The organism is Paenibacillus montaniterrae, assembly GCF_018403185.1.
Classification (GTDB): Bacteria; Bacillota; Bacilli; order Paenibacillales; family Paenibacillaceae; genus Pristimantibacillus; species Pristimantibacillus montaniterrae.
In genome coordinates this window covers 156,739-169,489 of record NZ_BOSE01000012.1, presented here as the reverse complement: position 1 = coordinate 169,489, position 12,751 = coordinate 156,739, and the positions used below count along the sequence as shown (strand labels likewise).

8 protein-coding genes and 1 rRNA gene are annotated in these 12,751 nt (G+C 47.5%); 2 read left to right on the top strand and 7 right to left on the bottom strand.

The window, feature by feature from the left end; genetic code table 11:
- Nucleotides 1-110: ribosomal RNA gene (locus KJS52_RS23845) — 16S ribosomal RNA — on the bottom strand; the annotation flags it as partial.
- 301 nt (nucleotides 111-411) lie between these two features.
- Nucleotides 412-849, bottom strand: a complete 438-nt coding sequence (locus KJS52_RS23840) for an N-acetyltransferase (protein ID WP_213519809.1) — start codon at nucleotides 847-849, stop codon at nucleotides 412-414.
- Between the two features lie 201 nt (nucleotides 850-1,050).
- On the opposite strand from KJS52_RS23840, the gene KJS52_RS23835 reads away from it, so the two are divergent.
- Nucleotides 1,051-1,602, top strand: a complete 552-nt coding sequence (locus tag KJS52_RS23835; protein WP_213519808.1) for a Crp/Fnr family transcriptional regulator — start codon at nucleotides 1,051-1,053, stop codon at nucleotides 1,600-1,602.
- On the opposite strand, the gene hmpA is transcribed toward KJS52_RS23835, so the two are convergent.
- From hmpA to KJS52_RS23810, 5 genes are all read right to left on the bottom strand, one after another.
- Entirely contained in the window at nucleotides 1,539-2,783 is a 1,245-nt protein-coding gene (gene hmpA / locus KJS52_RS23830) for an NO-inducible flavohemoprotein (RefSeq protein WP_213519807.1), read from the bottom strand. The genes KJS52_RS23835 and hmpA overlap by 64 nt on opposite strands.
- Before the next feature lie 231 nt (nucleotides 2,784-3,014).
- Nucleotides 3,015-5,036, bottom strand: a complete 2,022-nt coding sequence (gene ligA, locus KJS52_RS23825) for an NAD-dependent DNA ligase LigA (RefSeq protein WP_213519806.1) — start codon at nucleotides 5,034-5,036, stop codon at nucleotides 3,015-3,017.
- Nucleotides 5,037-5,097: 61 nt separating this feature from the next.
- On the bottom strand, nucleotides 5,098-7,485 hold the full coding sequence (pcrA, locus tag KJS52_RS23820; protein WP_213519805.1) for a DNA helicase PcrA: 2,388 nt from the start codon (nucleotides 7,483-7,485) through the stop codon (nucleotides 5,098-5,100).
- A gap of 657 nt (nucleotides 7,486-8,142) precedes the next feature.
- The gene (pcrB, locus tag KJS52_RS23815) at nucleotides 8,143-8,841 is read right to left on the bottom strand and encodes a heptaprenylglyceryl phosphate synthase (protein ID WP_246563897.1); all 699 of its coding nucleotides are present in this window, start codon (nucleotides 8,839-8,841) and stop codon (nucleotides 8,143-8,145) included.
- A gap of 86 nt (nucleotides 8,842-8,927) precedes the next feature.
- Entirely contained in the window at nucleotides 8,928-11,444 is a 2,517-nt protein-coding gene (locus KJS52_RS23810; RefSeq protein ID WP_213519803.1) for a U32 family peptidase, read from the bottom strand.
- Between the two features lie 277 nt (nucleotides 11,445-11,721).
- On the opposite strand from KJS52_RS23810, the gene KJS52_RS23805 reads away from it, so the two are divergent.
- Nucleotides 11,722-12,690, top strand: coding sequence for a sugar phosphate isomerase/epimerase family protein (locus KJS52_RS23805; protein ID WP_213519802.1), 969 nt, complete (start codon nucleotides 11,722-11,724; stop codon nucleotides 12,688-12,690).
- Nucleotides 12,691-12,751 lie beyond the last annotated feature (61 nt).

Genomic DNA, 12,751 nt, shown 5'->3' with positions numbered 1-12,751 from the left:
TCCGCCGCTAAGCATCGTGTTTTCCGAAGAAAACACTAGCTCCGCTCGACTTGCATGTATTAGGCACGCCGCCAGCGTTCGTCCTGAGCCAGGATCAAACTCTCCATGAAAGTTTGTCTTGCTCATTTATAAAACCACTTACTTAATTGTAAGTTAATTGACGTGTTCCATTTGTTCAGTTTTCAAAGAACTTTCAGTTACCGATGCGGTAACAAGATATTATGTTATCAGCTTCTGCACATTTCGTCAAGCACTTTTTTTATTTAATTTGTTGCTCAATTCAATGCCGTCCGAAGTGACATTTACTAATATACCACGCCTGTCAGCACAATACAACTTGTAATATTTTCTATTTGTGAGGCTGTTCAAAAAGCCTAGCTTTTTGAACACTCACTTTATGCGCAATGCCATTTAAGCTTGCTGAGACTGCCATAGCATCACTAGCTCTTTTTCATTGGTTTCTTCATCTAACAGGTTGTCTACGACTTGAAAGCCATTCGCTTTATAGAACATTGTTGCGCCAACGTTCTTTTCATATACTTTAAGCTGTAAAGAACTGCGCAAGCCTTGAGCATGCTGAAGCAGACTCTTCCCATAGCCTTGCCCCTGCACATCGCTAGCTACGAATATAGCCGCTAAATAATCATCAACTAATGATATGAATCCTGCAATTTGCTCTCCTTTGCTGATTACATATGTTTCAGACTGCGGCAAATAAATATTCGCCATTTCATCTGCACGCTGCTCCCAATAATCGGCTGGAATAAAGGAATGTGCTTCTTTCGAAACGTCAAGCCATAGCTGAACTAGCTGCTTAATTTGATGCTGCTGCATATTTGACACGTTCATTTTCAAAAATCTCCAATTCTATAGTAGTATGTTTTATTCTACTACATACGGCAGTAAGCAGCAAAACCTCACTGAATTGGGTACAGTTGTACTGTGAAATGTTTATAGGTATCATTAAAGCGGCAATGATCTATAAATTTTCACATCTAATAATATTCATTTATCTAATCGTAATCATGTAAGGCAAAGGAGCGAGTTTATATGATCATCCATAAAGGCGAGGTTGTGTTTCGCCAGGGAGACATCGGACCACTTTATCATTTGAAAAGCGGACTTCTAAAAATATCCCGTTTGCATGAGGATGGAACACAAACATTAGTCAACATCATTACACCGGATGAAATTATTCCGCATCATTCTTTAATCGCGCAAAATCCTTATCACGGCACCGCAATCGCACTAACGACATGCGAAATAGAGCTGATCCAAACAGAAAGCTGGTACCGATCCATTGCACAGGATGCGGAGTTGTGTCGCGATATCGCTTTGCGATTGCAGGACAAGCTCCGTATGATGCAGCAACGAATCGACCAGCTTACAGAAGTAACGCCTATGAATCGCTTGATTAAGCTTCAAGCCTGGTTCAAGCAATATGTTGGTACAGCAGCCCTTAGCGAAATTTTAACTCAAGAGGAAATTGGACAGTTTATCGGCTTGCGGCGTGAAACAGTTAATCGACTGCTGCGCGATCAGACGGTTTCAGCTTCAGCAGGCTCTGCTTCCAAGCTGCCTTTAGGCCCAAAAAATTCATAATGGATATCATTTTGTGGCACGCCAAGGCTTTGCAATGCCTGATTGATTTGCTTCATAAATGGCACAGGGCCGCAGAAATAGTATGCAGCGGACTGATCCGGCACAATTTCCTTAAGCCATTCAGCTGTAATAAAGCCTTCCTTGTTATAGCTTTGCTGCATACGATCCTCTGACGACGGCTCACTATAGCACCAATGGACGCTAGCCTGCGAATGCTGCTTAGCCAGTTCTGTGATCGCTTGCTTCATCGCATGAACCTGGCTATTTCTCGCTGCATGTATGAAGTATACTTTGCGTTCCGGCGTTTGCTCTACTAGCGTATTCAGCATACTAACCATTGGAGTCAACCCTACGCCACCACTGATGAGTACCACAGGCCGTTCATCCTCAACATCCAGTGTAAAATCACCTGCAGGCGCAGTTAATTCCAGCACGTCCCCTTCATTTATGCTATTGTGCAAATACTGCGAAACCTTGCCGCCTGGCTTGTGCTCATCGCCTTCCTCGCGCTTTACACTAATGCGATAAAAGCTTTGTCCGGGCTTATCCGACAAGCTGTACTGGCGCAAATGCGTATACTCTTCACCAGCAATGTTCACCTTCACCGTTACATATTGACCTGGCAAAAATGCTGAAATGGCCTTTCCGTCCTGTGGAACAAGGTAAAATGAAGTAATTACCTCGCTTTCCTTCACTTTGCGCGCAACTGTAAATGGTCTAAACCCTGCCCAGCCGCCTTCAGCAAGCTCCGCAGCCTGATACATCTCTGCTTCTACATCTATAAATACTTGTGCAATTACGCCGTATGCTTCAGACCATGCCTGAATAATCTCATCAGTCGCTGCGTCTCCAAGTACATCCTTTATCGCTGCTAACAAGTTTTGACCGACAATCGGGTATTGCTCAGCCGTTATTCCCAAACTGCGATGCTTATGAGCGATCTGCTTTACAGCTGGCAAAATATTTTCAAGCTGATCGATATTGGCAGCAGCTGCATAAACCGCATTAGCTAGCGCAGTCGGTTGTTTGCCCTGCTTTTGATTGGCATGATTAAATACATTCAATAGTTCAGGATGATTGGTAAAGAGCATTTGATAAAACCGTTTCGTAATGGCTGTTCCATGCACTTCAAGCACTGGTACAGTCGATTTAATAATGCGAATCATTTGTTCACTTAACATTCATACACGCATCCCTTCCAAATCATTTTTCACATCTAACCCTAGTATAACGACAGTCCATGCTCCGCCTTAGTGACTCTAATCACACTAAAATCAAACGATTTGTGACGAGAGAGCAACGATGAATTTGCCGATAGATAGGTAGCAATAAAATAAAGAAGGCTGATCCCTCAGGTCGTTGGACCTGCAGATCAGCCTCATAGTTTATTGGAAGTTCAGCTATTTAACTATTTATTGCTCAAGCATTTGCAGCACGATCGCTTCATCTTCAATAATGGTGATGCCAAGCTCCTGCGCTTTAGCAAGCTTGCTGCCCGCTTTTTCCCCAGCGATTACGATATCTGTTTTCTTCGATACACTGCCTGTAACTTTAGCGCCGCAGGCCTCCAGCCTTTTCGTAAGCTCGTCTCGCCCAAGGGTCGGCAATGTTCCTGTAATCACAACCGTTTTTCCGAAGAACGGATTATCGGCAGATACCGTCGTCTCCTGCTGCTCCTCGATTTGTGGTGATACGCCCGCCGCCAGCATGTCGGCAATGCTTTGCTTCATCTTTTCATCCTGAAAAAAGCTAACGATGCTCTCGGCGACAATCGCACCTACATCCTGCAGTCCAATCAACTCATCAACAGTAGCCTGCATAACGGCATCAAGGCTGCGGAAATGATCGGCCAATGTTTTGGCTGTTGCCTTGCCTGTGTTAGGAATTCCAAGCGCAAACAAGAATGAAGCCAGCTCACGCGTTTTCGAAGCTTCAATTGCATCAAGCAGCTTCTGCGCCTTTTTCTCTCCAAAGCGCTCCAGCTTAATCAAGTCATCAAAACGCAGCCTGTAAAGATCAGACGGGTCCTTGACGCCACAATCATGGTAAAGCTGCTCAGCCGTCATAATGCTGAACGATTCTATATCCATTGCGTCGCGCGAGGCAAAATGAGTAATTCTTCCGATCATTTGCGGCTCACAGCCCAGCTTATTGTTGCAGAACAGATGAGCGCCGCGCTGCTCTAATGGCGAGCCACAGGCAGGACAGCTCGTTGGAAATACGATTTCCTCTCCCTGCTGCTCATCAACCTTGCCTAGTATTTCCGGAATTACATCATTGGAGCGACGAATCGATACAAGCGTGCCGAGCGCATGCTTCAAATTTTTCCGTTCTATATCACCCATATTGTTCAGGGTACAATTTTGCACCGTTACGCCCGCGAGCTCAACCGGCTCCACCTTGGCGACAGGTGTTATTTTGCCAGTACGCCCTACTTCCCACGAAACGGACAGCAGTGTCGTTTCGGCTTCCTCTGCTTCAAATTTAAAAGCGACTGCCCAGCGCGGAAATTTGTCCGTATAGCCAAGTGCTTCCCGCGTGCGCATATCTTGAACCTTGATTACTGCGCCGTCGATCAAATAATCAAGCTCATTGCGCCGCTCAGTTAGCTTGACAAGCTCCGCCTCCAGCTCCTGCAAGCTATGAGCATATATAATATATGGATTCACCTTGAAATGATTGTTTTTCAAAAATTGCTGCATTTGCTCGTGGTTATCAAACGATATTCCCTCAGCATAACCAACATTATAAATAAAAGCATCCAGCTTGCGGCTTGCCGTGACCGCCGGATTCAAGTTGCGAAGCGCTCCTGCTGCCGCGTTGCGCGCATTTTTTAACGGTTCCTCCGCTGTTTCATTGTATTTAGCAAGGCTGGACAAGGTCATCATACCTTCTCCCTGCACCTCGATCACGCCTTGGTTGAAGGCAATCGTTAGCGGTATCGACTTAATCGTTTTGACCTGCGGCAATATGCTCTCTCCGATCACACCGTTTCCGCGCGTCGCCGCTTGCACCAGCTGGCCGTTTTCATAGGTGAGATTTAATGTCAAGCCGTCGAATTTCAGCTCCATCACATAGGAAGGCTCAGGCAACGGTGTACCCGCATGCTTCGCATTGTAATCGTTTATCGCACGCTTTAATCTTGCTTCCCAAGCATACAATTGCTCAAGATTTTGCGCCTTATCCAGGCTCCATAAACGGGCGCGATGCTTATGCTGGGCAAACCCAGCCAAAATTTCCCCGCCAACCCGCTGCGTAGGTGAATGAGGCAGCACTACTGCCAGCGATGCTTCAAGAGCAACTAATTCATCATATAGCTTATCGTACTCCGCATCTGAGATTGAAGGCGCATCAAGTGTATAATAACGGTAATTATGCTCATTCAACTCTTGCACAAGCTGCTCCATTCGCTGCATTGCCTGATTCGTCGACATAACATCCCTCCATAGCTCAATCCTGGCATTAGCCAAATCAATATCGATTCAAGTACCAGTATTACACTTTTTTAATTGGCGCAAAACTTGCCAGCAGTCTTTTTATGCCAATTGGTGCTGGAAATGCAATTTGCAGCTCCATATCCTGATCCTTGCCTTTAACGGCAATAACCGTTCCTTCACCCCATTTGCCATGCGCAACCTTGTCTCCGGCAACATAAGACACTGCTCCTTCAGCATTTGCCTGCGAAGCTTGCTTCGCCGCCTCAAGCCCTGAGGTCACCGTAACATTTGAGCGGCTAGTCGCTTTAGATGAGCCATAGCCGCCGGCAGCTGCCGCTCTCCCTGTGTTGCCGGCACTGCTTGCTCCAGCTCGCGCGCTGCCATAGCCAAAGCCAGCCTGACCGCCTCTGCTGCCGTAACCAAAGCCCGGGCTATCCGAGCGGCCAGCATAGCTGCCAAAGCTGCGTCCCATCCCGCTCCCCGCTTCAGGCTGATTGCTTTCAACCAATTCCACTGGAATTTCCCGCAGGAAGCGAGACGGCATATTGACTGCCGTTCTCCCGAATAGCGTTCTCATGCGCGCTGAAGTCAAATAGAGCTGCTCCTCGGCCCGCGTAATACCTACGTAAGCAAGTCTGCGCTCCTCCTCAAGCTCCTCATCATCAGTTAATGCGCGTGAATGAGGAAAAATACTCTCCTCCATGCCAACGATAAATACAACAGGGAACTCCAACCCTTTGGCACTATGCATCGTCATCAAAATGACTGCATCCTGCTCGCCGCTTCCATCCTCTTCATCGTTCATCGAATCAATATCGGCAATCAGCGCCAAATCGGTCAAAAACGCAACAAGGGTACGATCTTCATTGCGCTGCTCGAAATCCTGAGTTACCGATAAAAACTCCTCGATATTCTCAATACGGGACTGCGCCTCAAGCGTCTGCTCGCGCTGCAACTCCAGCTTATACTCTGAGAGCTCAAGAACCTTTTCTGTCAGCTCGGTAACGGTTAGCTCGTCCACTCTGCTGTGCAGACCTGCGATCATGCTTTGGAAAGCAAGCAGCTGCTCCTTCGTCTTTCCTTTAACATCTACCTCATCCAAATGCGAAAGCGCGCTAAACATCGAGATGCCGCGACTGCTTGCAGCAGCCTCCAGCTTGGCCAGCGTCGTATCGCCTATACCGCGCTTCGGCACATTAATAATGCGCTGCAGGCTTATATCGTCATCCGGATTGGAAATCAGGCGCAAATAAGCGAGCAAGTCTTTAATTTCTTTGCGATCATAGAACTTGATGCCGCCAACGATTTGATAAGGTATTTCAGATTTAATGAGCGTTTCCTCGATGACACGGGATTGCGCATTGGTACGATACAAAATTGCGTGATCGCGATATTTTCGCTTGCCGGCTACATTTTTTTGAATAACGCCCGTAACAAAATAGCCTTCATCGCGCTCGCTGTCGCCGTAGTACACATAGATTTTGTTGCCCTCGCCCTGATCCGTCCATAGCTTTTTCGATTTGCGGCCGGTATTATTGGCAATAACGGCGTTGGCAGCATTCAAAATCGTTGCTGTGGAGCGATAGTTTTGCTCCAGCAAAATCGTTTTGGCTTCGGCATAGTCGCTTTCAAAATTTAAAATATTGCTAATATCCGCACCTCGCCAGCGATAAATCGATTGATCACTATCCCCCACAACACAAATATTATGATGAGCATCAGCCAGCATGCGTACGAGCATATATTGCGCGCGATTCGTGTCCTGATACTCGTCGACGTGAATATAGCGGAATTTGTTTTGATAGAAGCTAAGCGCCTCGGGAACTTCCTTAAACAATTGGATGGTTTTCATAATAAGATCGTCAAAATCTAGCGAATTATTGCTTTTTAATCGTCTTTGATACAGCTTGTAAATTTTAGCGACAATGCCTTGAAAGTAGTCGCCGACCTTTTCTTCATAACGCTCTGGTGTAATCAGCTCATTTTTGGCAGCACTAATGGTTGCCTGCACTGCTTTAGGCTCAAATTTTTTAACATCAATATTTTCTTCCTTCATGCAGCCGCGAATAACGGACAGCTGATCGGCTGAATCGAGAATCGAAAAGTTCGAGCTGAAGCCAATCCGATCAATATCCTTGCGCAATATACGCACACACATCGAGTGGAAGGTCGATACCCAAATATCACGTCCTGAAGGGCCAACCAAGGCACTTACCCGCTCCTGCATCTCCCTCGCCGCTTTATTCGTAAACGTAATCGCCAAAATACTCCACGGCGCTACCCGCTTTTTTTCAATCAAATAAGCAATCCGATGAGTTAGAACGCGGGTCTTGCCACTGCCCGCCCCAGCCATAATAAGCAGCGGACCGTCAGTAGCCTGCACTGCCTCACGCTGCGGAGGATTCAACCTTTGCAGCGCATCATCAATTTGAAATGAATTAAACATCCCTCTTTCACCTCTAATTTCTGTTTGTTGCATTATTTAATCAAGATTCGCCGTCGACTACGCTACAACGCATCTACATCGTCATCAAAGTCGGACCGTTAAACCATCCACTTCCAATCAAGGTTTAACGGTTCGGCTTTCAGGACCAAGAAGCTTGGACGCTAGTAGAAAACGAGGAGCGCAGCGTAGAGCAATAGCTACGTGAGCACCGCAGTTTTCGCTAGCGTGACATATTCGACGTCGACTACGCTACAACGATAATCACATCGTCATCAAAGTCGGACCGTTAAACCATCCTCTTCCAATCAAGGTTTAACGGTTCGGCTTTCAGGACCGAGAAGATGGCACGATACTAGAAAGCGAGGAGCGCAGCGTAGGCACTTGCTACGTGAGCACCGCAGCTTTCGGTAGCGTGACATATTCGACGTCGACTACGCTACAGCGCAATAGCATCGTCATCAAAGTCGGACCGTTAAACCATCCTCTTCCAATCAAGGTTTAACGGTTCGGCTTTCAGGACCAAGAAGCTTGGGCGCTAGTAGAAAGCGAGGAGCGCAGTGTAGGCAAAAGCTACGTGAGCACCGCAGCTTTCGCTAGCGTTCAAGATTCGACGTCGACTAAGCTACGAAGCAGCCCATCGTCATCAAAGTCGGACCGTTAAACCATCCTCTTCACTGCTTGTACTGTACTTATTGCTGCTTGCAAATTGTCATAAACAACATTGCCGACAACTACAGTATCGGCATGCTTGGCTGCTTGTGCAGCCTTGTCGGCGCTGTCGATTCCACCGCCGTAAAACAACTGTGCCTGATCAAGCTCGGCAGCAACGCGAGCAAGCAAGCTCATATCGCCAAAGCGGCCACTATACTCTATATAAAGAACAGGCATATGCAGCAAGCGATCCGTCAGCCACACATAGGGCAATACATCCTGTGAGCTCAAATTCGCTTCTGCCTCTGACACCTTCGCTGCTGTGCTTTGCTCATTAAGCACAATATAGCCTGAGGCCGCAGTAGCTTCCCACGGCACAAAGGCACCATATTGCTGCAAGCCTTCCAGCTGCTTCAGCATTAGCCAGTCCGCGTTCTTCGTATTCATCACAAACGGTACAAAATAGCCGTCAAAGCCAGGCACTGCTCCGTCCAGCGTTGACACCTCCAGCGCACAATCGACGCTGTAGCGGCGAACGCGTGCAAGCAGGTCAACCGTATTGTCAAAGGTTACTCCACTGGAGCCACCAAGCAAAATCGCATCCGTCCCTGACAAGCATATTGCATCCAATGTCGCGTCATCAATTTCCTTTTCGGGATCCAGCTTAAATACATGCCGCCAATGAGCATACCAACGATTATCCACGATTTCCCTCCCTACCTCATCAAACAAAAGGTCAAGCCATACGTTCGACTTGACCATGTCTCTCACTCATGTCTTTCCAGCATTTATCACTTCACAAGCTGCCCGCGTGTTACGCCAAGCTGATTGGTTGCTTTCAAGCTGCGCCAAACCTGTGTTCCGCTAATTTGGCCGTCCAATGCTTGACGGTAGAGGGACAGCACCTCTTCTACCTTTTGCGCGCTTTCCTCCAGAAACTCAACGCGATACTGCGCCACGCCGAGCTCAATAAAGTTTTTCAAATATTCCGCACCGGACTGCTCAATTGCATTATACACCGTATTGCGGCAGCCTTCATCTACTCGTACAGGATGGCTCATGCCAATACGATCCTGCAGTGAAGCACGATGCGATTCGCATGGACGTCCGCAATTCGTAAAGTCAGTGCCTTCACTTAAAAATGTACAGTAAACGCAATGCTCGGTATGGAACATCGGCAAATGCTGATGGATTACGACCTCAATCCGGCTTGTATTAGAGCGTTCAAGCAAATCAACCATTTGCTGAATGTTCAAATCATAGGATGGCGTTACCGTATCAAGGCCGCTGTCCAAAAATAAATTGACTGATTTATGATTGGCGATATTCAATGAGAAATCACCGATCAAGCGTGGAAACGGGCGATCCGGATTTTGCATTTTAGCTCGCATATAGTAATACAATGCGCCTGTGTTGCGCACAAGCACTGCATCTGGATTCAGCTTTAAAATATTTGCATGGTAGCCATTTTCATTAGGCATATGAATACGCGGTGTCGCTAAAGCAATTGGCTTTCCAGCTGCACGAGCCAGCTCGATCGCTGCCGGAAACTGCTTAATAAACTCAAAATCGGCATAAATATAGTCAGCATCCGCTTTAATCGCACCTTCAACCTGCTCCAGCGTACGGCATAATACAGAAAGCTGAGCCTCCTTGCCGCTAGCTAGCGGCTTTAGCTGCTTCGTATTGTCAAATGAATCGTCCATCGCATTCACTTCGCGCTTTATATATTTCGGCGGCTTCGGCCGCTCGCCTGCAAGCTGCTCAACCGCTTCGCGGCGCAGACGATTAAGCTCGCGCATCGGCAATATCAAATCTCCCTGCAGTGCAACCTCCAGCTTGTCCAGCTGATAGATAGTGCCTCCCAGTCGTCCAAGCTGCTCTGCCAGCAGCTCAGCATCCATCGGGCGCTTGCGCGCTTCTTCCAGCAGCAGCTCCGATTGGACGGTTACGCTAATTCCTTTCTCCACATCGGTCCAAACCGTCTTGAGCGGTTCTCCAGCAATACCCGTTACTTGAACATGCAGCGGAAATACACGATACGGCTTATCTGTCTCAAATGAAGCTCGCAAGGCGCGATCAAGCGCCGGATCATTCGTTTTCCATATCCGATCGCCTACGTGCACCTTGCGCAAATCTACATCGTTGCGCCCTGGAACCAGCTCGATTACGATGCCTTCAGCAGCCTCTCCAGTCAGCTTAACGCCCTGCCGTCTCAAGTCATAGACGCGTCCGCCTTCTTCCTTCTGCGTCGGATCGCCCGCATCAAACACAATGCCGTCGCCACGCTTCAATGGAGCTTCAAGCCTTACTGTAACGGCATCGCGCATCACTCGCTCTACTTTGCCGAGATAGACGCCGCGGCTTTTCGGAAATGTGCCGTCAACAAGCTGCTTATTATTCGTGCCTTGCAGGAAACCGTGCGTAAAGCCGCGTGAAAAGCTTTGCTGCAGCTCGCGAATTTCTTCCTTGGAAGGTTTTGAGCGGTCTCCATCGAAATATTTATCAATCGCATTGCGATATTTGCTTACAACATTGGCGACATACTCCGGACTTTTCAAGCGACCTTCAATTTTAAAGGAGGTCACGCCAGCTTCAATCAGCTCAGGAACAAGCTCAATTGCTGCAAGATCCTTAGGTGAAAGGAGGTATGCAACATCGCCCATCGGCTTTTGCTCACCATCAACAACTAGGTCATATGGCAAGCGGCATGCTTGCGCGCATTCGCCGCGATTGGCAGAGCGTCCGCCCCACATTTCCGAGGTCAAGCATTGTCCCGAATAGGAAACACAGAGCGCTCCGTGCACGAACACTTCCATCGGCAGCTTTGCTTGCTCGCCAATTGTTTTAATTTGCTTTAAATTATTTTCGCGTCCAAGCACGACGCGCTCCATATTGTACGGCTTCGTGAACTCAACCGCTTCAGGCGATGTAATCGTCATTTGCGTGGAGCCGTGAATAGGAAAATCAGGGGAAAGCTCGCGGATCAGTTTAACGAGACCCAAATCCTGGACGATAACGGCATCGACGCCAGCATCAATACACATTTCGATCAAGGTTTGCGCATCGCGCAGCTCATCCTCAAACACTAATATATTAAACGTCAAAAACCCTTTAACCCCATAGGTGTGAAGGAACGACATAATTTCAGGCAGCTCTTCGCTTCTGAAATTGTTCGCTCTGGCGCGGGCATTGAATTTTTCAACGCCAAAAAAGACTGCGTCGGCACCATTTGCAACCGCGGCGCGCATACAGTCCCAATCACCAGCAGGGGCTAGTAATTCAATATCTGATCGAGTTAAAGTCATAGTTCAATTCCTCTCAAGTTCATCAGTCTATTATGCTAAACCGATAGATTCAGCTTGCAGCAAGCCTGTACTTTTTCTTGATAATAGTGTAGCAAAGCTGGGCAATATATTCTACATCACATTACTGGCAGATACGCCTTTATTGCAGTTTTGTCGAATATTTATGTGATTTTGCTATCTCTATTGAAGTTCGCGCTTGTAACAGGCATTATAGTAGTATAGTTTACACTTCATTTTGCACAACATATACCAAATTTAGATTCAGGAGGGTAACATTATGAAATTAGGCGTATTCGCTGTACTTTTTGCACAAAAACCGTTTGAAGAAGCTCTTGATTACATCGCCAGCAAAGGTCTTGAAGCGGTCGAAATCGGCACGGGCGGCTATCCTGGAGACGCTCACTGCAAGCCAGATGAATTGCTTGCTGATGCAGGCAAGCTTAAAGCATTCAAGCAAGCGGTTGAATCTCGCGGGCTTATCATTAGCGCACTAAGCTGTCATGCTAACCCGCTGCATCCTCAGAAAGCGCTTGCTCAAGCTGATGATGCAACAATTCGCAAAACAATCGAGCTGGCCAACCGCTTGGAGGTGCCTGTTGTCAACACATTCTCTGGCTGCCCGGGCGACCATGAGGATGCGAAATATCCAAACTGGCCAGTCGCTCCTTGGCCAAATGACTATCAAGAAATTTTGAAATGGCAATGGGAGCAAAAGGTTATTCCGTACTGGTCCGACATTAACAACGTCGCGACTGAAGCAGGTGTTAAAATTGGGCTGGAGCTGCACGGCGGCTTCTCTGTTCACAGCCCAGCAACCTTGCTGCGCTTGCGCGAAGCAACTGGTAAAGCAATCGGCGCCAACCTTGACCCAAGCCATATGTGGTGGCAAGGCATTGATCCTGTACAAGCTATTCGTATTCTTGGCCGCGCTGACGCGATTCATCACTTCCATGCCAAAGATACGACGATTGATCCAGTAAATGTTAACATGCATGGCGTTACTGATATGCAAAGCTATACGCAAATGCTCGATCGTGCTTGGCAATTCCGCAGCGTAGGCTTCGGTCATGACCTGAAAACTTGGGCTGACATTATTAGCGAGCTGCGTCTTGTAGGCTACGATTACGTTGTAAGCATTGAGCATGAGGATGGCTTGATGTCTGTAGAGGAAGGCTTCTCTAAAGCGGTGCAAAACTTGCAGCAAGTTTTGATTCGCGAGCCACTAGGCGAAATGTGGTGGGTTTAAAAGCTACCTTTAGCAATCAATGAAGTAAAAAAAGTTCCGCCGATTAATTCGGCGGAACTTT